The 23,984-nt window shown below is 34.8% G+C and carries 20 protein-coding genes; 5 read left to right on the top strand and 15 right to left on the bottom strand.

The window, feature by feature from the left end:
* Nucleotides 1–57: 57 nt before the first annotated feature.
* The 12 genes from nrfD to BKP45_RS10955 all read right to left on the bottom strand — a co-directional run bounded on the left by nrfD (nt 58) and on the right by BKP45_RS10955 (nt 11,959).
* Nucleotides 58–1,203 (bottom strand): NrfD/PsrC family molybdoenzyme membrane anchor subunit, encoded by a 1,146-nt coding sequence (gene nrfD, locus BKP45_RS11010; protein ID WP_071389739.1) that lies wholly within the window; start codon nt 1,201–1,203, stop codon nt 58–60.
* 39 nt (nt 1,204–1,242) lie between these two features.
* Nucleotides 1,243–2,340 carry a 4Fe-4S dicluster domain-containing protein gene (locus tag BKP45_RS11005; protein WP_071389738.1) on the bottom strand — a complete coding sequence of 366 codons (1,098 nt, stop codon included), beginning with the start codon at nt 2,338–2,340 and terminating at the stop codon, nt 1,243–1,245.
* A 26-nt stretch (nt 2,341–2,366) separates the two neighbouring features.
* Nucleotides 2,367–3,002 carry a TorD/DmsD family molecular chaperone gene (locus BKP45_RS11000; RefSeq protein WP_071389737.1) on the bottom strand — a complete coding sequence of 212 codons (636 nt, stop codon included), beginning with the start codon at nt 3,000–3,002 and terminating at the stop codon, nt 2,367–2,369.
* A gap of 41 nt (nt 3,003–3,043) precedes the next feature.
* Nucleotides 3,044–3,727, bottom strand: a complete 684-nt coding sequence (locus tag BKP45_RS10995; protein WP_245747439.1) for a 4Fe-4S dicluster domain-containing protein — start codon at nt 3,725–3,727, stop codon at nt 3,044–3,046.
* A gap of 32 nt (nt 3,728–3,759) precedes the next feature.
* Nucleotides 3,760–6,315 carry a molybdopterin-dependent oxidoreductase gene (locus BKP45_RS10990; RefSeq protein WP_071389736.1) on the bottom strand — a complete coding sequence of 852 codons (2,556 nt, stop codon included), beginning with the start codon at nt 6,313–6,315 and terminating at the stop codon, nt 3,760–3,762.
* A gap of 200 nt (nt 6,316–6,515) precedes the next feature.
* Entirely contained in the window at nt 6,516–6,686 is a 171-nt protein-coding gene (locus tag BKP45_RS10985) for a twin-arginine translocase TatA/TatE family subunit (RefSeq protein WP_071389735.1), read from the bottom strand.
* A gap of 369 nt (nt 6,687–7,055) precedes the next feature.
* Nucleotides 7,056–7,766 (bottom strand): glycerophosphodiester phosphodiesterase, encoded by a 711-nt coding sequence (locus BKP45_RS10980; RefSeq protein ID WP_071389734.1) that lies wholly within the window; start codon nt 7,764–7,766, stop codon nt 7,056–7,058.
* 153 nt (nt 7,767–7,919) lie between these two features.
* The gene (locus BKP45_RS10975; protein WP_139193811.1) at nt 7,920–8,198 is read right to left on the bottom strand and encodes a hypothetical protein; all 279 of its coding nucleotides are present in this window, start codon (nt 8,196–8,198) and stop codon (nt 7,920–7,922) included.
* Nucleotides 8,199–8,249: 51 nt separating this feature from the next.
* On the bottom strand, nt 8,250–8,456 hold the full coding sequence (locus BKP45_RS10970; RefSeq protein WP_071389732.1) for a hypothetical protein: 207 nt from the start codon (nt 8,454–8,456) through the stop codon (nt 8,250–8,252).
* Nucleotides 8,457–8,749: 293 nt separating this feature from the next.
* Nucleotides 8,750–9,577 carry a carbohydrate ABC transporter permease gene (locus tag BKP45_RS10965; protein ID WP_071389731.1) on the bottom strand — a complete coding sequence of 276 codons (828 nt, stop codon included), beginning with the start codon at nt 9,575–9,577 and terminating at the stop codon, nt 8,750–8,752.
* Nucleotides 9,577–10,464, bottom strand: a complete 888-nt coding sequence (locus BKP45_RS10960; protein WP_071389730.1) for a carbohydrate ABC transporter permease — start codon at nt 10,462–10,464, stop codon at nt 9,577–9,579. The genes BKP45_RS10965 and BKP45_RS10960 overlap by 1 nt, the downstream gene beginning before the upstream one ends.
* A gap of 178 nt (nt 10,465–10,642) precedes the next feature.
* Nucleotides 10,643–11,959, bottom strand: coding sequence for an ABC transporter substrate-binding protein (locus BKP45_RS10955; RefSeq protein ID WP_071389729.1), 1,317 nt, complete (start codon nt 11,957–11,959; stop codon nt 10,643–10,645).
* A gap of 583 nt (nt 11,960–12,542) precedes the next feature.
* Between BKP45_RS10955 and BKP45_RS10950 the strand changes: the two genes are divergently transcribed.
* Nucleotides 12,543–13,532, top strand: coding sequence for a LacI family DNA-binding transcriptional regulator (locus BKP45_RS10950; RefSeq protein ID WP_071389728.1), 990 nt, complete (start codon nt 12,543–12,545; stop codon nt 13,530–13,532).
* Nucleotides 13,533–14,026: 494 nt separating this feature from the next.
* Here the strand turns inward: BKP45_RS10950 and BKP45_RS10945 are convergent, their stop codons facing one another.
* Entirely contained in the window at nt 14,027–15,265 is a 1,239-nt protein-coding gene (locus BKP45_RS10945) for a L,D-transpeptidase family protein (RefSeq protein ID WP_071389727.1), read from the bottom strand.
* 481 nt (nt 15,266–15,746) lie between these two features.
* On the opposite strand from BKP45_RS10945, the gene BKP45_RS10940 reads away from it, so the two are divergent.
* Nucleotides 15,747–17,273 (top strand): FAD-dependent oxidoreductase, encoded by a 1,527-nt coding sequence (locus BKP45_RS10940; protein WP_071389726.1) that lies wholly within the window; start codon nt 15,747–15,749, stop codon nt 17,271–17,273.
* A gap of 182 nt (nt 17,274–17,455) precedes the next feature.
* Nucleotides 17,456–18,805, top strand: a complete 1,350-nt coding sequence (locus tag BKP45_RS10935; RefSeq protein ID WP_071389725.1) for a sodium-dependent transporter — start codon at nt 17,456–17,458, stop codon at nt 18,803–18,805.
* Nucleotides 18,806–19,016: 211 nt separating this feature from the next.
* On the opposite strand, the gene BKP45_RS10930 is transcribed toward BKP45_RS10935, so the two are convergent.
* Nucleotides 19,017–19,925: a metal ABC transporter substrate-binding protein gene (locus BKP45_RS10930; protein ID WP_071389724.1), complete on the bottom strand. Its 909-nt coding sequence runs from the start codon at nt 19,923–19,925 to the stop codon at nt 19,017–19,019.
* A gap of 574 nt (nt 19,926–20,499) precedes the next feature.
* Between BKP45_RS10930 and BKP45_RS10925 the strand changes: the two genes are divergently transcribed.
* On the top strand, nt 20,500–20,928 hold the full coding sequence (locus tag BKP45_RS10925) for a MarR family winged helix-turn-helix transcriptional regulator (protein ID WP_071389723.1): 429 nt from the start codon (nt 20,500–20,502) through the stop codon (nt 20,926–20,928).
* Between the two features lie 39 nt (nt 20,929–20,967).
* Nucleotides 20,968–22,368, top strand: coding sequence for an MATE family efflux transporter (locus BKP45_RS10920; RefSeq protein ID WP_071389722.1), 1,401 nt, complete (start codon nt 20,968–20,970; stop codon nt 22,366–22,368).
* A gap of 465 nt (nt 22,369–22,833) precedes the next feature.
* On the opposite strand, the gene BKP45_RS10915 is transcribed toward BKP45_RS10920, so the two are convergent.
* Nucleotides 22,834–23,973: a glycerate kinase gene (locus BKP45_RS10915; RefSeq protein WP_071389721.1), complete on the bottom strand. Its 1,140-nt coding sequence runs from the start codon at nt 23,971–23,973 to the stop codon at nt 22,834–22,836.
* Between the last annotated feature and the right edge of the window lie 11 nt (nt 23,974–23,984).

Genomic DNA, 23,984 nt, shown 5'->3' with positions numbered 1-23,984 from the left:
ATAAAAAAAGCTGTCGGTCAAATACCAACAGCCTTTCGAAAATTTTTACTTTCTAAGTTATCCGATTTTAGATGGATTAGCACTTCTGATAACCTTCGTATCTTCATGACCGTAAGCATCTAAGGAGAATTTCTTTACTCCAAACATGTAAATGAGGACTGCGGCTGCTATTCCACCAGCAATGATTGCCCATTCTGTAAAGGTAGAAGTGTAGATAGCCACTTCTCCGTATGGTTGCACAAGTTGCCCTCCGATAACCATAATATATTTATCTACAAACATTCCTACTAAAACTAGAAGTCCTGCTAAAACTAACTTTCCTGGTGTTCTATTCTTCATTAGCATAAAAATTGGTATAACTAAGCCTAAAGCAATGACGACACCCCAAAAAGCAACTGAATAGGTTCCATTTAAGATCATAGTAAAGTTCTCTGAACCTACATAGAACAATGTGATTAAACGCCATGCATGAAAACCTAAAGCTACAGCTAATAAAATAGCCATTGCTTTCCCTAAATAACTTAATACTTCTTGTAACTGAAAGTTAACCTCATCTTTAGCTACTTTATATGTTAATACTGTTGCAATTAATAACGTTGCAATTCCAGTTATTAACGCTGAGAGTACGAAATAAACTGATGTTGCTCCTCCAAACCAAAGTGGGCGTTGAATAACAACAGCAAAGATCCCACCTAAAATACTTGTCGCTGCAACTGCTCCACAAAGAGTAATATACGATGCTACTTTAACTGCTTTTTCGTTCCCTGTTTGTACCGAGAAAAATTCAAATAGTAATACAACTACATATATTCCATAAGTTGCACCCATCCACCACATTGGCGCTTGTAGATTAGGTGAAGTAATAAAATAAAACACACGGTCCAACCTTCCTAAATCCATGGCAAGGACTAGTAAAGCAGGTAGTAAAACTGAAATAGCTAAATACAGAGATCTTTTACTAATAATCTCAAATCTTTTAAATCCTAATGCATGGCCGAATGTTGATACTAAACACATTCCGCTAGCAGCTAAAGCTAAAAATACATAGGCTACGATTAAAATGTTCCAAGGTACTTGATCAGTAGATCCAAACACTACTTGACCTTGTACGATTGTGTTTCCCATACTAAATATCCCAATAGCTAGAACAATACTAGCAAGGATTACGACAGGTAACCCCTTTGTCAATTGCTTGGCTGTCATTGCTAGTTCCCTCCTTATTATTTAATTGGACATTGCCAATTAATCAAATTCCCCGTTTTGATAAAGAATGCTTTTCCGCACTTGTTTTACATTACACTCTTCACAATACGTTTTTGTTTCTATTTTTTTATCTCCACATCCAGGACACTCATTTAATTTTGTTTCGTGAAGCAATGTACTTTTTCGGATTTCTTCAAAATTAATTGAGCTTTTACGAATTTCTAAACAGACATTTTCACAAATATCACAATCGATGCAATAATGCGCTTGAAATATAAGCGAGGTTTTTTCCTCTGTTTCTTCTAATTTAAGCGCTCCAGTTGGACATGTAGCAGAGCATTTCCGACACAACTGGCAATTGTTAGTAACTTCTAATTTTACAATTCCCAGCTTTTTAGCAATCTTATCTGGTATATTCCCTATACTATTTTTTCCCTTTAGGCAAGATAATAAATATTTTCTTCGATCCGTTAACGAAAGTTTATCTCTAAGATTACTAGACTGATCAAAAGAGTCAAAAACAAGATGTGCTACTTGATCTTTCGTTTTATTTTTTGATAAAGAGAATAATTCTCTTCTTGATACTTTCCGTTTAGAAGCTATTCTTGCGTCTTTATTATCGATGATCTCAACATTACATTCTGAAATATTACTACCATTCCATTCATTTATCCAAATTAAATCTCGTTTGTGGGTCCAGTTAGACTTACAGGAAAGACACCGTTTCTCATTCCATAAAATTTGTATCTCTTTTTCATACAATGTTCCTATCATTAACATTTCAGGTCTAAGCGAAGAGACACACGGTAGGATTACATCTGTACTAGGGTCACCTTGTTCTTCACATGAGAAACAAACACTTTCACAGCTTTGAATTTTTTGTTCATATTTATGGAGCTGTTCAAATTCATAATTGAACGCTTCTGTCGGACATACATGTATACATAATCGACAGTTGCTACACTTAGAGCTATCAAGCGTTAACTTTCCATCTGTAATATTTATAGCTGGTTGGGGGCAAACTTCTTCACATAAAGAACATTGTGAATGTTTATTGCGGTTTCTCAGGCAGCGACTTTCACTTAGACGAACAAAACTTTTATCAACCATTCGCTTTAATAGAAACTTACTCCACATTCGTAGTTCGCCCCTTTCCTAAAATATTAATTATTTATTGATGTTTGTGGATGTAATTCTTCACGTTCACACATAACTACTTTAGCAGTTAAATCTACTAGTTTTTTATAGAAATCTAGATTTCCTCTTTTGTTTATTTGTTCTTTAAACGGTAGTATCCACCTACTTAAATGAGTATGAATAAACTTCGTAAGTAAGTTTAAATATGACAGTTCATTCGTTTGAACATATTGAAAGTAAAGGTAATAAATAAACTCAAGCTCCACTTTAATGTGATCAGGAACATCCTTGAAGTCCTTTGACATGACAATGCCAGCTTCTTGATACATTTGTTCAGCGTACGTAGTGGATTCCCCTTGAAGCTGACGTCCATTTTCTAGATAAATAGAGCTATAGGGTGGTGCAAGTACATCAAAAGGTCCAATAAACAACTTTGCATGTTCTACTGCTAATGTTGTTAATTCTTCATCTTGTTCAAATATTCTATTGAACTCATTCTCTAGCTCTTTACCGTCTGTGACAAGGTCAGGGTAAAGAGTTTGTAGACTATTTCTTAATGGTTCGAACAACACTTGCAAATCCTGATTCGGCTTGTTAAATAATTCAGACAACACTTTATAAAGGTTTGCCTTATGTTGAAAAACTCCTAGTTTCTCTCCCATACTTAGTCACTTCCCCTACTATTCTAGTTAGTTTGTTTATTTTAGAAGCTTCTTAAGTAAAATACTTTTGGTTTTGTTCCAAGATCTTCTCGTAACCCTTTATGATCATGCCTTAATAGTTCATGAATTTTATCGTTTGGATCATTTAAATCTCCTACATATCTCGCTTCTGCTGGACAGCGAGTAACACAATATGGTTGTTCACCACGATCTAGCCGATGATCACAAAGTTGACATTTTTCAACAATCCCACGGTAACGAATGGCTTCATAATTAAAATCACGCTCAGGATTATAATAAGGGATTGGTGTACCAATTTTCTCTTTAATTTCAGCAGGTGTCGCTGATAATTCACTCCACGCTTCTTTTTCATTCCAATATTGGTGTGGATCTTTCTTATTAAAACAGATAACTCCATAAGGACAGGACGCCATACAGCTTTTACAACCGATACATTTATCCGCGTTGTGTAAAGTTAAGCCATTTTCGTCTTTATACATCGCTTTTACCGGACAAGCTTTCACACATGGCGCATTTTCACAGTGATTACATAATGTTGGAATATATTCATATTTTACATTTGGAAATTTACCCGTAGTATTATGAATGTGATGAGACCAATTCATGCCTGGTTCTGTATTGTTTTCATTTTTACATACAACTGAACATGCTGCACAACCAATACATGATTGTAGGTCAATTGTCATTGCATAATTTTTAGCCACAACCGTCACCTCCGTACGTTTTTAACGATCTATTAAACTTTTTCTATCTTAATTCTTGATTGGCCACCATGTCTTGCACCACTTCCGCTTAGTGCTTCATGAACAGGTGCTAAAATTGTGTTATTGTTTCCTCCACGAGCAATTTGCTTTTTACGATCTAGAGATGCGATATGACCGTAAGCCCAGTGGCCTTGACCGTAACACTTCGTTACAACACCTGGACGAGTACCTTCCCATAGCTTTGCTTTGACAGTGATTGAGCCTGTTGCTGAAGTAATCTTAATCATGTCACCATTTTCAATTCCAAACTTTTTCGCATCAATTGGATTAATTTTCGCTACATCGTCCCATGCTTCATCCCCTGGATCAGCATCTTTAAATTCTTGATACCATGAGGTATTAGCTGAACGAGCTTCACGATTTAATTTTGAACGGTGATCAGAGAAAATAAGTGGATACTCATTTTCATCCCCAACACGGTAGGCTGGTTCGTAGTGAGGAACAAACGCTAACTCTCCCCGTGCGGTATAATTTGTTGCTTCCATCACTTTATCTACATTTACATTATGTCTTTCTGCATGGGCTTCTAAGGCTTTCTTTAATGTCTCACTATAGAATTCAAACTGTCCTGTTTCAGTTCCCCAGTTACCGTTCCATTTTTGACGGAAGCGATAAGGAATTGAGTTCCACGTTCCAATCTTTTTATACTCTTCCCAGCCGTTAATGACATCACCTTGTTTTTCAATTGTTGGATCCCATAATGGTTGAGTATATATTTTTGTTGCAATTTCATTAAATTCTTTTCCATTTGTAGGTTTTTTACCCGTTTCTGGATCCACAAACTCGTTGCGGAAATAATCAATAAGGTTAGAGAATCCTTTTCTTTCTAATGCTTCACCTAGCATCCACGGAACCTCTGTTTCATCAATTCTTACGTCAAAAGGTGACTCGATAATTTCATTTTGAATATGACAATGTCTGTATAAATTACCATTACTTCCACGAACGGCACTCAAACGCTCAAACATGTGGTGTGGTACAGGCAAGACAATATCGGCAAAGTGTGTTTGCTCTGCTGGGTTTAATGTCATGTGTACCATAAATGGTAATTTAGCTAATGCCTCATCCCAACGCTCTGTCCCCTGATTACTATAGTTGAAATTCGTCCAGTAGCTCATCACTACTTCCAAACTATATGGATCTTCGTTTAATATTGAGTCGGCTATTGTATTTGTTGGCTTGATCCCACCAGAATTACCTGCATTCATCGCTGGCATTTCTAATTTTCTTCCGCCAAAATCAGCACGTGGCATGCTATTACCATTCGCAGCAATAGGATCTATATATTTCTCAAAGTCTGGGAAACTATTTACTGGACAGCTTTCGCCACCACAAATTACTCCTCCAACATTATCAGCTGATCCTACTAATCCATTTAAAGCTGCCATTGCTTGTGCAGTATATCCACCACGAACGACCATATTCGAGCCGGGTGACATGAAAGAAATTGCTCTCGGTGCGGCACGACCGAAGTCTCTTGCCACTCGATATATTTGTTCTACTGGAATTCCACTGCGCTCAGCAGCCCATTCTGGAGTTGCATCTTTCAGAGCGATGTTCCACCATTTGACTAATCCGTGTGTTTGGATTTCTTCAAAATCTTCTTTATCAACAGTTCGACCCGCTTCGAAACGATTTACACCATCTTTAAAATCTCCTACAAATGGCTTATACCAAAGTTCTTCCGTTAATAATACGTGTGCAATCGCAATCGCTAACGCTCCGTCTTCACCTGGGATAACCGGTAACCACTCATCTGCTTTGGCTGCAGTAGTTGATAACCTTGGATCAACTACTGCTATTTTCGCTTGATCTTTTAATTTACCAAATAAGCTTGCAGTATGAGGTACTTGACGGTTTGAGGCAATTGGATCAGCTCCCCACATTAACTCGTAAAAAGCATTTTCATGGTCATAATCGGCATATCCCCAATACGCTTCTGTATAGTAACGGCCGTGTTTTTCTGTTTCCGCACAGATCGATGAGTGAGAAACATTATTTGGTGTACCAATAATCTTTGGCATATTACCGTAAAGAATACCGTTAAGTGCGGTATAACGTCCGCGCCATACTGAAAACTTATGAGTTTCATTTCTTTTACGAAGATCCATGATTTTATCTGCGATTATATCCATTGCTTCTTCCCAAGAGATAGGTATGAAACCAGGATCTTCATCTCTACCTTTTTTGGGATTCGTTCTCTTCATCGGTTGTTTTACACGATCTGGATCATACACTTGTTGAAGAGCAAGGTGTGAACGAACACAGGAATGTCCATGATTTGCTTTTGCATTTGGGTTTCCTCTTACTTTTGTGGCTCGCCCATTAATACGATACACTTGAACCGCACACCAAGCTGTACAGCCTTGACAAGTACTTGCAATCCATTCACCTTGTGGTTCGTTTTTAGCTGCAGCTTCAGTATTTTTGGTAAATGCATTCAACGCAGGCTTTGTTTGACTTGCTCCTGCTACAAAAAGACCACTTACAGCTGATAATTTAATAAAATTCCTTCTATTAACTTTCACAAATACCACCTCCATTAATTCATAAAGAAGTCTTTAACTTCATAGCTTATGCTTTATTTAAATCTATTTTTATAAGTGATTTACGCGCGCGTAATAAATCTTTAGTAGATTTGACTGTAGACTCTTTAATAAATGTAGTCATTTATTAGTCTTTTACCAATCGTAGTTACATACCAAAGTAGTTTTTTGTATTTTTATCTTTACTTCTTTTCCTCTATATCATCTGCAGTTAACTCTCTTGTAGATTTCTTAAATTCTTTTAAAGTGTCACCAACTGCCCTACCCATTTCTGGAAGTTTTTTAGGACCGAAAATGATTAGTGCGATAACTAAGACCAATATCAACCCTGGAATTCCGATGTTCGTTAAAATGTGAAACGCCTCCTTAATATTAATTATTTACCTTCTTTTCCCCTCTACGCGAATAACGTACAATATTACGTAACCACCTGTGAAACATTGCACAAATAAACTTATACTTTATATCCTTTGGAAAAGGTTAGGTAGGTCGTGCTCACCTTTCTGATAATCTCATTTTGCATGATCTAGAACTTTTTTCTCTATCAGAAAAACAGATACTCCTTGTAGGGAAAAAACGTAATTGTGAATAAAAAAATCCCTACACTCATAAATGTTGTTAAAACAACATTTGCAAGTGTAAGGATTTTCTTTGATTCCTATTGATATTGAGTAAAAGTCACAAACATTTCAAATTTCCAGCTAAATATATCCCCTGTCTTTTCATAATGCTCTCTCCGGGTAATCTGTACAAACCTCTATTTTTCCTGACAGTCGTTTAACATATTCAATTTCTTGAGCTGAATTTGGCGTCCAAGCAACAATTTTCCTTCCTTTTGCTAGGTGGCTATCTACAAAAGGCTTCGTTAAAAAGGGAAATGAGATAGAAATTGTATTAGCTTCGACATGCTCCAACTGTTCATTGAGTAAGGTAGGGTTTCCTACAATAATTAAACCTGTTTGAATACATGAAGTAAGCTCTCTTACCCTTTTTACTTCCTCATGATCAAAAGACGTTATCACAACTTCTAGATCCATGTTCATATTTTGAACGCACTGAACAACTTTATTTGCCAAACCTTTATACATATTACCTGCTGTTTTTAATTCAAGATTTAAACGTTTCTTCCCTTTACAAAGCTGAAGTACTTCTTCCAAAGTAGGAATTTTTTCATCTTGATACTTTGGTGAATACCAGGTTCCAGCATCCAACTTTTTAAGTTCTTTTAAGGATAGATCTTTTACAAAGCCAATTCCATTTGTCGTTCTTTCCAAGCGAAAATCATGAATCATGACTGGTACGCCATCCTTGGTTAGCTGTACATCTAATTCAATCGATTGGATCCACTTTTCATCAATAGCCAACTTAATTGCAGCTAAAGTATTCTCAGGTGCCCTGCTGGACCAACCTCTATGAGCCATAATTGGTTTCATATTTCCTCCTTCTAATAAGAAAAGCCTCAAACTCCTTACTCTCGATCCCTAAAATGAGCTGCAGGCAGATAGTTAGCTTTTCACTAAAAAAATTTTATACTTTCTATAATAATAAGAAGCGATAACATTAACCGTTACCGCTTCTTCTAACTTTTATAATTCTTCCATTTTTTTCAAAACTTCGTTGATCTTCTCTCCAATTAAATAGTCTATTTCCACGACCATGTTTTCTGTTTCAGGATTAACACCTACATAACCTCTTTCGTACCTAACAACCTGATTTCCATCTAAATCAAGAAAACCAAATTTTTGACCAAATTCACCTTGGTAATCCGTCAAAAACTCGAAATTGTCAAGAGGAAATACCTCCTGTAAATAAGCATGTTCTTCAGGCGTCGATAAACTGATCCCATAGAGTTTTACACCTTGCAATTCATCATTACTATATTTATTCAGCTCAACTAGCTGAGTGATGCAAATTTGTCAGCCAACTCCTGTAAAGTATGCATAAATTGTTTTTCCTTCAGGGCTAATGTTAACAAAATTTTCCGTATTATCTAAAAGTGAAATATCGAAGGCTTCTTTACTAAACGTTACTGTTTCTGTTTCTTGTGTATCGTCGCCACCATTACAGCCAGCAATTACTACAACAAGCAATAGAAAAAAAGCTGCTAAGATTTTTTTCTTCATTCAATTGTCTCCTTATTACATCATATTTTTATTATAATGAAACTGAAATAACTTTTTCTAAAACTATTATAGAGATACTACAGCCATTCCTGCAAGTATATAATAGTCGTTTCGTGAAAAGCCCGTGAACTTTTCTACAGAACTTTATTATTACAAATTTTTAAGGGTACCTTTAAACACAACTAAAGGTACCCTCATCATTTTTTTCCTCTATTCAATTCGGTCTACAAAATATTACAATCTAACTTTAACTTCTCATTAATTCTTTTTATTTATTGTGCCACTTTGTCCTATTATTTTATTGCTCCATCGATAACACCTTTAATTACTTGTTTTTGCAGAATAATAAAGAAAATAACGATCGGTATCATTGCTAAGATAAGTCCCGCCATGGCAGGCCCAAAACTAGATGTATATTGTCCAAAGAAATAATAGGTTGATAATGGAATTGTTCGATTTCCTTCTGAAACTAACACTAATGATGGTAATAAGAAGTCATTCCATATCCATAGGACATCTAATATAACAATTGTTACCGTAATCGGCTTTAACATTGGGAATACAACTAACCAAAAAACTTGTAATCTTGAAGCACCATCAATTAATGCAGCTTCTTCAAGCTCTACTGGAATAGATTTCATGAATCCATGATACATAAATGTTGCTAAACTTAATCCAAAGCCTAAATAAAAGAACATTAACATCCATTTACTGTTTAGCAAACCTAAATTTCCATAAATCGATACGAAAGGAATCATTAAAGCTTGGAAAGGAATTATCATCGACGCTACTAATAACATCAAAATCACACCATTCATTTTCCATTTCCATCTCACGAGAAAATAAGCAAGCATCGAAGCAAATACAATGATTAATAAAACCGAAATTAATGTAATTAATATTGAATTCCATAATGCCGACATAAAATTCATTGTTTGAAAAGCAGAAATATAATTTTCAAATGATAGTGCTTTCGGTAGTGCCAACGGATTACTAACAATATCTAGACGGTCTTTAAATGAGTTAATAAAAACTAAGGCAAATGGGAAAAAATATAAGATAAATAGAACAACTGAAAGAGTTAGTAAAATGATTGATTTTATTTTTCTCCTCTTTTTCATTATGCTTCAACCTCCATTTTCTTCATAATTCTAACTTGAGTAATGGCAATTGCTGCGACGATAATGAAAAGAATAAATGCTTTCGCTTGACCAGAACCGAAATTTTGATAAAGAAATGCGTCATTGTATACGTGCATCGCAATTAATTCTGTCGATCGAAACGGACCACCACTAGTTAACGAAAGATTCGTATCATAAACTAAGAAACTACGTTGCAATGTTAAGAATAAGCTTATCGTGAACGCTGGGATCATTAATGGAATTTTTATTTTCAACATTTGTTGCCAAGGATTAGCTCCATCTAAATCAGCAGCTTCAAGCAACGATTTATTAATGCCCATTAATCCTGCAATGTAAATCAACATCATATAACCTGAGCTTTGCCATACTCCAACAATTACAAGTGTCCAAAAAGCTTTTTCTGGAACAGCTAACCATGAATAAGAAAAAATAGATAACCCCGTAGCTTCACCGAAGTGGACGATAACTCTTGTAAAAATAAATTGCCAAATGAAACCTAAAATAATACCACCAATTAAGTTTGGTGTAAAAAAGCCCATTCTAAAAAAGTTTTGCCCTTTCATTCCACTTGTTACGAGTAACGCTAACCCAAAAGCAATCACATTAGTTAAGACTAACGTATAGACTACGTATTTAAACGTAATTTTCATCGAGTCCCAAAATCCTGAGTCTGAAAAAGCTATCGCATAATTTTCAAAACCTCTGAATTCTAATAATGAACCCGAAAAGCCAGTCCAAGTAGTAAAAGTCATCGCAACTCCTAGTAGTAAAGGAAAAATCATAACAACTAGGAACGCAAAAAGGGGAATAAAAGCAAACGTACCGACTACCTTTAACTTATCTACTAATTTTTTTTCATTATACATTCTAGGTACCTCCATCTACTTCATATGTTTTCTAAATTTAAATTGTAGCTAAAAGATGAGATCAACTTGCTCATCGCAAAACATCCGTTCTCTGATTACCAGATGCTTTACGACAAGCAGATCAAAAAAATATAGTAGTGGGATAAGCTGTATTCTGCTCATCCCACAATTAAACCGTTTATTCTCCAGCGTTTTTCCAGTAATCTTCAAATTCTTGAATTAAACCTTCTTTATCAGTATTATCCGAAAGGTACTTTTGCAATGTAGCACCCATTGAAGGCCAACCATCAGCAGGATAATATGAGTTCATCCATTCTAATGTGTCATTTCCTTCCATATAACTTAAAACTGATTGTGATAGTGAATCCTCTGGTTTTACTGTGAAATTATCAAAAACAGGTATAAATTTAAATTCGTTTACATAATGCTCTTGCCCACTTTCAGTACTTACTAACCAGTTAAGAAACTCCTTTGCAGCTTCTTGTTGGTCTTCTGTAGATTGTGACGCATCGATTACCCAATATGAAGGTACTCCAACTGAAATTTCGTTATTTCCAAACTCAGATAAGTCATTACTTACTGGTACAGGTAGGAACCCAAATTCCCCTTCAGGATCAATTTCATGTAATTGTGGATAAGCCCAGTTACCCATAAACCATAACCCTGTTTTTCCGTTTGCTAATGCTAATGCACCATCATCATATTGAGCAGCTAAAGGTGCATTTTTATTTGAATTAAATTCTTTTATTAAATCAAATGTTGTTAACCAACCATTAAATACGTCATTGTCAGATAGAGAAACGTTACCATCTAACATATCTTGCATAAATTGATGGCGCTCATCACGATCAGCTGATTGTGATGCAAATAAAGGATTTGTTAAATGAGCTCCTAATGACCAATCCATTGGTGATACATGAATTGGATCAACCCCTTCTAATGCATCTAATTGCTCTAATAAGCTTCTTAAGTCATCATGTGTTCTAACTGTTGTCGGATCAAAATCTCCACTTACAGCTTGATCAAGAATAGCTTTGTTATAGATAAAACCGAATGCTTCTACTGTAGTCGGTTGACCGAATACAGATCCATCAATAGTTACAAAGTCCGTCATACCTTCTTGAACTGTTTCTACCCACGGTTGATCAGATAAATCTAGTAATCTATCTTTAAATACATCAAATTCCTGTGCTAACATCATAATTGTTGGTGCATTACCAGAAGAATAAAGCGATGTCATTCTTTCGTATGCGTTTCCACCAGCTAATGGAATAATGGTTACTTTTATACCAGTTTCACTTGAAAAGTCTGCAATAGCAGCTTCAAATTCTTGTGCAATCTCTGGTTTACCCAAAAAGATTGAAATTTCTTCCGCTTTACTTGTACTATCTTTAGTTTCTGAATCGTTTGGTGTTGATAGTTCATCATCATTTCCACCACAAGCAGCTAATGCCAAAAGTGCAACTACGACTAAAAGTGATAAAAGTTTTTTCATTAAAGTAATCCCCCTTGAATTTTTTTTTAGGACTTTGGAACCGGTTTCATTTATTATAATACTATGAAAGCGTTTTATATGTCAAACGTTTTCATAAATATTTTTATTTTTTTTGTTAAAGTTTCATGTTTTCATAGTTTTGGTTATTATCTTTCATCAGTTTTCTCAGAATAAGTATTTTTTTGGAAAATAATAGTTATTTTTTCGAAAAATAAAACATGATTTTTTAACATCATTTATAGTAAGGTTTTCATGTGGTTGTTATACTAAATATAGTAACAATAGAGATACTTACATTTATTTCTAAATTACACGAAAACCGTAAACGGTTAGACTGACATAACTTTAATTAGTTATCATCATTATTTACAAGAAAAGCGCAAGGCGCCCGCCTATCGGCGACAAACACTGGAAGACCTACTCGTTTCGGTCGGTTTTTGACCGAAAGAGAAGGGCTGAAGTGGTCGAGCCGATGGCGCCTGAAGCTAGACAGTTTCCAAGTTAGAAATTTATAAATTCTGATTATATAAAAAAATATACGAATTTATTGAGAAATATGTACTTAAAGAAAGGAATTTTACTAGTGGCTAATATAAAAGATGTTGCAGAGCGAGCAGGCGTTTCAGTTACTACTGTTTCACGTGTATTAAATAATCGTGGTTATATCGGTAAAGAAACGAGAAAAAAAGTTGAAGAAGCTATGGCGGAGATGAATTATTCTCCAAATCAAATTGCTAGAGCTCTTCAGAAAAGCCAGTCCTATATATTAGGAATGATTGTTCCTGACTCGAATCACCCGTTTTTCTCAGAATTAATTAAATATGTAGAGATGTATGCAAATGAAAAAAATTATAAAATCCTCATTTGTAATTCACTAGACCAACCTAAAAAAGAAGCTCGTTACTTAAATATGCTAAGTGAAAACAGGGTTGATGGAATTATTATGTGCAGCCATACGTTAGATGTGGATGCTTATAAGCAAGTAAGTTTTCCAATCGTAACTTTTGATCGCATAATTTCAAATCAATTTCCTTATGTTGCTTGCGATAACTTTCGAGGAGGAGAATTGGCTACAGAACACTTAATTGAATTAGGTTGTAAAAACCTGTTACACATCTCTGGACCATTAAAGCTAGATTTACTAGCCAATCGCCGTGCAGACGCTTTTAAACTTAGTTGCATGAAGCACAATGTACATTATGAGGTTATTGAGGGCTCAAATGATAATTTGACTTTTGAATATTTTACTGACTTAATTATTGATAAAATTTCTGAAGACTTGTCTAAATTCGATGGTGTTTTTTGTAGTAATGATATTGTAGCTTATGCACTTTATCTTTACGCAACTGAAAATGGCATAAAAGTTCCTGAACAACTGAAAATAGTTGGATACGACTATCATAGCTTCACAAGAATGTTGCAAACACCAAAGCTTACAACCATTTCCCAACCAACAAATCGACTGGGTAAAGTATTAAGTTCGACTATTATGAATATGATCGAAAACAAAGATGAAGAAACGATCAACAATACTGTTATTGATGTCGAACTTATTAAAGGACATACTACTTGAGAGAACTCGTTCTAGCTTCACTAGAAAATCGGAAATTCAGATGGATCTCAACTCCACCTGAATGGAAGTTCCCACCTACGCTACGCTTAGAGGTGGGGGGCTATGCCCCTTAAGTTTCAAATCAGTTTGATTAACAAACTGGCATTTAAAATGTTAAAAAAATCAATCTCTAAAGTTTAAGAGATTGATTTTTTTATATAACCAGAATTTATAAAGCTGAACTTCAATCAGTGGGGGTTTTCCTTCATCCCCCACTGATTGTTAGTTCAACTTATACCACGGGCATAAGAATAACTAATCATCAGCTTCACTGATGAAAGTTATTCTATATCGGACCTTTAGGGCAGTTTATCCCCCACCTAAACTTCTCGATTTTCTTAAGTTTTGTGCTGGGGGTCTTACTTGCCCCTTAAGAGTGGGATAAATTTCTAAACTTGGAAACTGTCTAGCTTCAGCGCCTATCGCTCGTGACCAAGGCGCTTGGGCTTTTCTAATTAACTTCCTTCAATAATTACGATTGTATTAGTTGGTATATGATCATAAAGCCATTGAATATCGGTATTATGCATACGAATACAGCCTTTACTTACATAACTACCTACTGAATTTGGGTTATTTGTACCATGAATACCGTATGTAGACCCATTCGTACCTGGTACATCTAAACCAAGCCAGTGGCTACCTAACGGGTTATTTGGGTCACCACCAGGAATGTCACTAGTGATATACCAAGGTTTTTCAATTTTATTTACAATTTTAAATGTTCCTTCAGGTGTTAGAGAAGGACTTTTTCCAGTAGCAACCTGAAACCTCTTCACTTGTTTGTTGTCTTGGTAAACGATAAGTGTATTTTCACCTTTATTAATTAAAATGCTGTATGATGGTTTGGAAGGCTCCTTTATAACTGAAAAGTTTGGAATTGATAACACTAACCCATGTTTTACATCTTTTGTTGGATCTATAATACTATTATACGTAGCAAGTCTATCAAGATATATAGATGCTTGGTAATACTGCATTGTAATGCTAAAGAGTGTTTCTCCTTGTTTCACTTCATGAAAGGCGAAGATCAGTGGGTCAGGAAGCTCTAGCTTCATCCCAACATGAATATCAGTAGAAGGGTTAGTAATCCCATTAAAACTTGCCACCTTTGTTTTATAACTACTATCTAAATAATACTTCATCGTAATACTATACAATGTTTCTTTTGGTTGGACGACGTGACTGACTATCTTTTGAGCAACTGGTTTAACTATAGGTGTTTCTTCTTCTGGTTGGATATTACAATTTGGTTCCCTATTATTCGTTTCTAGTATTGTTTCTGTTTTAATAACTGTAGCATTGACAGTTTCTTTTTCTTCACTGTGATTAATATTTTTTTGATTTTCAACACTCTGTTTAGGTGGTGTATCTTTTACACTTTCTAGAAATACGGAAGCTTCAAGACTCATTTCATTTAACTCATCAAGAGTTGCTTCTTCAATAGTATATGTATGAACATGGTCATCTTGACTTATAGAAACGTCTTCACCTTTCTCATCTTTCTCTTGAATTAATACTGGCTTAATTAAAGGTTCATAGTTTGCTTTTATTGAAGCGATTAAATCACTTGTATACACACCTAAAAAGTAAACGGAAATAATTATAGTAATAGTAGGAAAAATGGATGAATTATTTTTTTGTCTTTTTCTTTTTTTCCGTGAAGTATATCCTCGGTTAAATTGATCTTGCATTGGCTCCTAGGCTTCTCCCTTCTCTTTTTAAACTTTTCAAAATCTTAACAATTATTTCATATTTCACTTACCATTTCTTTTGTTTTTGTCAAAATGGGACTTACAAAACAATAAAATACACCTTAATCTCTAATACTAGAGATTATCTTATTTCATAAAACTATGACTAATTCATTATTTATCTATTAAATTAGCAAGGACTATTGTCTTAAAATTATTTTTAGTTTTTCTCCCACTTTTATTGATTTAATATGCTTTAGAACAGGAGATCATTTGAAATCCATCATTCCAACTGATACTGTTTTGTAAATTTTGGATTTCCTCCAATTAACTAATAAGAAAGCCTAGATTAATTTTTACAAACTATAAGTCATTCCCCCCTAATTTTAAATTCCCTATAAAATCGATTCGAATTTTATAACATTATTTTATTTATTTTGGAAAAAATAGACGTATTGATTAATTTTTGGAGAGTGACAACATGACGAATTGCAAATGGCCTCAAGTACCAGAACCATATTGGCAAAATGATTTAGAGATCCCACATTTTCAAAGCTTACAAACGGACATAAGTACAGATGTTACCATTGTAGGTGGAGGAATTACAGGGATTACAGCAGGCTATTTACTTAGTCTTAATGGGGTAAAAGTTACAATAATTGATGCGGGCAGAATTTTATCTGGGACAACCGGACATACAACTGCGAAAATAACAGCACAACATGGACTGATATATGACGAAATAATCCAACATTTCGGAGTAGAACAAGCGTTAATGTATTACCAATCTAATGATGCAGCTCGGGCATTTATTAAAAATACAATTCAAACGCTAAATATAAACTGTAATCTCGAAGAACACAATGCCTACATATACACGAATACAAAAAGTGAACTTAAAAAGTTAGAAAAAGAAGCAAAAGCATATGAAAAGTTAAATATAACAGGAAAGCTAGTTGAAACTACACCACTTCCTTTACCAATGATTAAAGCCATCTTAATGGAAGGACAAGCGCAGTTTCACCCATTAAAATATTTACTTCCTCTTGTTCAATCGATTATCGACAAAGGTGGCAATATTTTTGAACATACAACAGCTGTCGATGTAGAAACAGGAGTGTCTCCAAAAGTAATCACTCGTAATGGTAGAAAAATTACGAGTAAACAGATTATCTCTTGTTCCCACTATCCTTTTTATGACGCTGGGGGGTATTATTTTACAAGAATGTACGCAGAACGGTCCTATGTTGTTGCTTTTAAAAATAAACAACCTTATCCAGGTGGAATGTACTTAAGTTTAGATACTCCAAAACGATCAGTCCGAAGTATGAACAACCTTCTTCTCCTTGGTGGGGAAAGTCATAAGACGGGTCATGGGGTTAATACTATGAGACATTATGAAGCGTTAGCTACATTTGGCGAAAATATTCTTGGAGTTACCGACATTGAATATCGTTGGTCTACACAAGATTTGTATACGTTAGATAAAGTTCCTTATATCGGAACCATAACATCAAATAATAAAAATATATTTATAGCTACTGGCTACCGCAAATGGGGTATGACAAACGGAACAGCCGCGGCAATGATTTTATGTGATCTAATTACCAAAGGAGGACATCCGTACGAAGCTCTTTTTACTCCATCAAGATTTAAGGGTGACCCTTCGATTAAGACATTTGTTCAACATAATACTGATGTGACTCTACAATTTATCAAAGGCAAAATTGATATTAAAAACAAGCATCCTAAAGAGGTTAAAAAAGGGGAAGGAGCTCATGTAACTATAAATGGTAAAAAGTGTGGTGCTTACCGTGATGATAGTGGACATTTACACATTGTAGATTCATCATGTACTCATTTAGGTTGTGAAGTGGAATGGAACGAAGGAGAAAAATCTTGGGATTGTCCTTGTCACGGCTCGCGTTTCTCTATCAATGGCAATGTCATAGAAGGACCAGCGGATCAACCGTTAAAAAAGGTAAACGAAAACAGTACTACTTTATAAATTTTCAATTTGGAGTTTATTTCTATATTTTACATTGTTAAACAATAGTATGAACACGTCCATAATTTGTTATTTCAAAAAAATAATTTTATTATAAAAAAATATAGAAATATCAGATAAATATGATATAGTATTACATGGCAAAAAAACATTTTAGCGGTTTAAAGGAGGAAATTTACAACATGGGTCAAATTGACACAAACCGTGAACAGTGGGGATCAAGGTTAGGTTTTATCTTGGCAGCAATGGGGTCAGCAGTTGGATTAGGAAATATTTGGAGGTTTTCATACGTTACAGGAGAAAATGGCGGAGCTGCATTTTTGCTTATATATTTCTTTTTCATTATTTTCATTGGTATTCCAATTGTTATGGCAGAGTTTACAATCGGTAAACGAGCTCAAAGTGATGTAGTAGGTTCTTTTGAAGAAATAGCGCCTGGTAAACCTTGGGTAATTGCTGGTTTTATGGGTGTTGCATCTGCATTTATCATTTTATCTTTCTATGGAGTAATAGCAGGTTGGACAGTTAGATACTTCATTCATTATTTAACTGGAGGTATAACAGTTGAAAATGATGCTCAGTACGTTGATGTGTTTCTTAATTTTATTACAAATCCATTACAACCTCTATTATGGCAATTTCTTTTCATGGCTTTAACTATCGGAATTGTGTACGTAGGAGTAAAAAAAGGAATCGAGAAAACTAATAAGATTTTAATGCCACTATTAGCAATTCTTGTTATTATACTTGCTGGGTATAGTTTAACATTAGGTGGTGCGTCTGATGCTCTTTCATTTCTATTCACACCTGACTGGAGCAAGCTTTCTGACCCAAATGTTTACTTGGCAGCACTTGGACAAGCATTCTTCTCCTTAAGCTTAGGAATGGGAGCTTTAATTACGTACGGGAGTTACTTATCTAAAAAAGAAAAGTTACCAGGTGCCGCAGCTAGCGTTGCAGCCTTAGATACAGTATTTGCTTTAATTGCAGGGTTAATGATTTTCCCGGCAGTCTTTGCTTTCGGGATTCAACCTGACGAAGGACCAGGTCTTGTTTTTATCGCATTACCTAGTATTTTTGATAATATGGCTTATGGTACGTTATTCGGCGGAGTCTTCTTCTTCTTATTAGCAGTAGCGGCTCTTTCGTCGTCCGTCTCATTATTAGAAGTTGCAGTAGCATATTTCATTCGTAAGTTTAACTGGACAAGACAAAAAACTACTATTATTATCGGTGGAATTATCTTTATCATTGGAGTACCTTCTTCACTAAGCCAAGGAAATTGGTCACATATTACATTCTTTGGGGCTAGTATTTTAGATAGTATGGACTTTATTGCATCAAATATTCTCCTCCCACTTGGCGGGTTATTAATCGCTTTATTCGTTGGTTGGGGTTGGAAAAAATCAGATGCTCTTGAAGCTTCTGATTTTGGTGATACATTGCTAGGTAATTCTTGGATCTTTATATTAAGGTATTTTGCACCTATCGCAATCTTCATAGTATTTTTAGCTTCAATCGGTGTATTTTAATTAAGTTCTCTAGAAAAGCGCCTGGAGCTAGACAGTTTCTAAGTTAGAAATTTATAAATACTGATTATTCTAATAAAAACCAATCAGATGCTTGCCTGATTGGTTTTTATTTATATATTTTTATCGAATAATATTTTTCGGAAAAATATTATTCGATAAAAATATATAAAGGACCAACAATCTAAAATGTGTCAGCCCTCTATAATTAATATTAATTTTTTAATCCTTCAACAAACACTTTTACATTTTCTTTCATCATACCGATGTAGTTTTCGGCACCGCTACCTTCTTCTCCAACTGCATCAGTATATACTTCACCAGCAATTGCAACACCTGTTTCATTAGAGATCATTTCCATATAACGTTTGTCAATTGTAGACTCTACAAATAAAGCGGGAACATTATTTTCTCTAACAAAATCACTTAAACGAGCATATTGTTGTGGTGTACCTTCTTCTAATGAATTAATATCCCAAATTCCTTCCGTATGGAACCCATAATCTTTACCAAAATATTTAAAAGCATTTTCACTTACAATAATAACACGATGCTCAACTGGAATTTGCTCAAACTGCTCTACAATCCAATTATCAAGTTCTAGTAATTCAGCGATGTAAGCTTCCGCATTTTCACGGTAAATAAGTTCTCCTTCAGGATCTCTTTTAATTAAATCTTCAACCAAATTTTCTACATAAATAATTACATTTTTTGGACTTAACCAAGCATGTGGATCGGCTTCATTATTACCAACCAACGGGATTTCTGTTACACCATCAGAAAGAGTAACAATATCTGTATCTGAAATATTTGAAATTACTTTTTCTAACCATTCTTCTAAATCAAGACCATTTACGTAAAAAACAGACGAGTCGCTTATTCTACTAAAGTCTCCTGGGGTTGGCTCATATTCATGTGGCTCTTCTCCAACAGGAACAATATAATTAACTGTAGCACGCTCTTTAGTAACTTGCGAAATTATATCACCTAAAACAGAAAAGCTCGTTGTAATAAACAAACCATCTTCTTCTGACTTAGCCGTTTCTTCTGAACTACATCCAACAATTAATAAACCACACACAAAAATAAAACTTACAAATATTAAAAATTTCTTCCTAAACATTTTTTCACTCCTCACAAATCTTTATATAACAAAAAACGAAGTTAACAACAATAATCCAATCAAAGCATAATAGACAGTTAGTGTTGAAGATATTCGTTTTGTAATTTTCATTTGTTCAACAATCCTCCTTTTTCCCCAAACGAAATTTCTTTCCTCAAGGAAACATTTTATCAAAATATATAACACTCAAGTATTTATACAAAAAACTGTAAAATATTTAAGTGTTTTTTTACTTTAATGAATTTCATAATTGCTTATTTTCGCTACTATGAAATTCACTCACTTATCTTAATTTATAGTGTTTATCACAAAATTGTGCATGTATCTATTTTTTGTATATAGATAAATAAGTTTCCTTAGGGCAAAACTTATTTTTATTATAATAGATAGATAGTTTGTCTGTCTAGAATTATTTACAGAATTTTTTAAACTACTTTTATAGACAAGCAACTTAATGCTCTGATAATGGATATTTTATCAGTGTAATAATAATTATGGGGCTAACTCTTCTGTTGCTTACTTGCCTGTTTATTTGCTACTATTATCTATAGAATACTTAGGAGGCTAACATTTTATGATTCGAAATTTAGACGAGAGGGTTGGCTACCAAATCGGTGTTGCTGCACACCTTATCCAAAATACTTATAATCACAAGCTATCAGAATATGATTTAACGGTTGCACAAGCAAAAGTACTTTATATGTTAGTAAACTATGGCGAACAACTACAATCTGAATTACAAAATCGCCTTTTTATTAAAGGGTCGACGATGAATGGAATCATTGACTCAATGCTGAAAAAGCAGTTAATAGAAAAGAATGATAGTAAAACTGATCGACGTTCGAAAATTATTACCTTAACAGAAAAAGGAAAAATTCTTGAAGAAAAGTTATGGTTGAGTACCAAGGCTATGGAAATCGAACTAATGAAAGGCTTTTCAAATGAAGAAAAGCAATTATTGTTGGCTTGGTTAAAGAGAATTACAGAAAATTTCAAAAAATAGGTAATGAACCAACAAGATTCATAAAAGGAGAATAATATAATGCAAGAAAAACTTCAAAGTGAGCGCCTCGGAACTGAACCTATACCAAAGCTGCTTAGGAATTTATCGGTTCCTGCAGTCATTGGCATGTTTGTTATGGCGCTTTATAATGTCATAGACACCATCTTCATTTCTTACGCAGTAGGCATTTCTGCCGTAGCCGGATTAACTATATCATTTCCTGTACTAATGATTATTATGGCAATTTCAGCTGCAATTGGCGTTGGGGGAGCATCCGTTATATCTAGAAAGCTAGGCGCCAAAAAAATTGGAGAAGCTAATCAAGTCTTTGGAAATATAATAACAATGATCCTTTTTATTAGTCTGATCGGCTTTATTGGTGGCTTTACCTTATTAAAGCCAACGCTAGTTTTGTTTGGTGCTACATCAGATATTCTTAACTATGCATATGAATATATGTTTCCACTAATGCTTGGAACATTTTTCTTTTCATTTGGTTTTTCAACGAATAGTATTGTACGTTCTGAAGGAAATGCAAAATTTGCAATGAATTTAATGATTATTTCATCAGTACTAAATATTATTTTAGATGCTATTTTTATTTTAGGCTTTGGGATGGGGATTCGTGGTGCAGCATACGCTACACTTCTTGCACAAGCAGTAATAGCCATTATTACACTTCAATACTTTTTATCTGGAAAAAGCTCGCTTTCCATTACGGTCACTACTCTTAAACCGAAGTTCATAATAATGAAAGAAGTACTTTCTGTTGGTCTTCCTGCTTTTATGCAGCAAGCTGCTGGAAGTATTATGATGATTTCTATTAACGCAATGTTAATTCGTTTTGGTACTGAATTTCACGTAGGATTATATGGAATTATTCAACGGATCTCAATGCTTATGTTAATGCCTCTTTTGGGGATTATGCAAGGAATGCAACCAATTATTGGCTATAACCTCGGTGCAAATAATTTTTCTCGTTTAAAACAAACCGTATTACTCGGTTTAAAGGTTGCTACTCTTTTAGCAACAGCTATATTTCTCATTATGATGAGTTTCCCAAAATTATTTATAACCATATTCTCATCCGACCCTACGGTTATTGATTCTGGTACTGATGCAATACGCATCTTATTTGCGGCTTCCTTCTTCATTGGTGTTCCTATTGTTTGTGGGGGTATCTTCCAAGCACTCGGGAAAGTAAAAGAAGCGTTAATCTTATCAATGTCTAGACAATTTTTATTCTTAATACCATTAGTATTAATATTACCTCATTTTATCGGTGTAAATGGTGTTTGGATGGCATTCCCAATATCTGACGCTCTAGCATTTTTCTTATCAGGTTTCCTACTTTATCGAAACCGGAAGTTAATTCTTCATGAAGATGAAATACAGGAAGTAGTCCCCTTTGAAGGAAAGGTTTCAACAACATCACAATAAGAAACACAACGGTGGCTGTTGACGTGCTGAAGATGGTATATGCCATTATTGACATATACCTTTATGCTTAGGGGACGGTCTCAAATTTTTCACAACCTCCCTCGGCATACCTCCTACAATACTCTAGCTCAACCTTTTTTATTTTCGGAGGAAGCGCAAGTGCCTAGACATCATTCCAAACTTCATAATTTTATAATTTCTATAAAGCTGAACTTCAATCAGTGGGGTTTTTCCTTCATCCCCCACTGATTGTTAGTTCAACTTATACCACGGGCATAAGAATAACTAATCATCAGCTTCACTGATGAAAGTTATTCTATATCGGACCTTTAGGGGCAGTTTATCCCCCACCTAAACTTCTCGATTTTCTTACGTTTTGAGGTGGGGGTCTTACTTGCCCCTTAAGAGTGGGATAAAAAAGCTAATCAGGAGTAATATACTCTTGATTAGCTTTTGTTACATCTATTATTCTTTTATGAAAAATTTAATGACCGCTACAATATTTCGTGCCGTATTTTTCACATTTTCATAACCTTTTTCAAGAGCTTCTTCTAGAGAAACTATCCCTGGTACGACACTAAACAAAGCGTCGATTCCGTAATCATACACATTTTTGTAATCGTTCGTTAAGCTTCCAGCGATTGCTATTACCGGGACACCATGTTTTTTTGCCGTTAAAGCTACACACGTTGGAGTTTTTCCGTGAATAGTTTGATGATTGATTCCACCTTCACCAGTAATAACTAAATCAGCATCACGAACTTCCTCTTCTAACCTTGTTGCTTCAATAACTAAATCTCCACCTCTTTTTAATTCTGAAGAGAGAAAAGCAAGTAATCCTGCTCCCAGTCCTCCAGCTGCACCAGCACCTGGGACATGTTCGATACTTTTTCCTAAATCACGTTCAATAATTCTAGCATAAATAGCTAAATTTTCATCCAATAATTCGATTTGCTCTGGCGTTGCCCCTTTTTGTGGACCGTAAATAGCAGAAGCACCCTTTGGTCCAGTTAATGGATTATCAACATCACAAGCTACTTCAATGGTTACCTCTTTCAAACGAGGATCTAGAGTTGACACATCAATACGAGCGAGCTTCTCTAGACCAGCACCTCCTAAAGGTATTTGCTTTCCTTCATTGTCTAATAATTTCCCACCTAGGGCTTGAACCATTCCAGCACCACCATCATTTGTAGCACTACCACCAATACCAATAATTATTTTTTCCACACCTTTGTCTAGAGCTTCAATAATTAATTCACCTGTTCCCCAAGTAGTTGTATTCATTGGGTTTCTTTTTTCAAAGGGAACTAAGTGAATTCCAGATGCAGAGGCCATTTCAATCGCTGCTGTTTTTCCATCGCCTAACAAACCATAAAAAGCTTCAACTTTATTTCCCAATGGACCAATTACAGAAACTTTTTCAATAAACCCACCTGTAGCATCTACCAAAGATTGAACCGTTCCCTCACCACCATCAGCCATTGGAATCTTAACATAATTGGCATTTGGTAATAATTCACTTAAACCTTCTTCAATTGCATTTGCAACCTCTAACGCTGTTAAACTCTCTTTAAATGAATCTGGTGCAATAACAACCTTCATTAAAAACTCCC

The sequence above is a fragment of the Anaerobacillus alkalidiazotrophicus genome (assembly GCF_001866055.1).
This window is presented reverse-complemented; position numbering and strand designations above follow the sequence as displayed.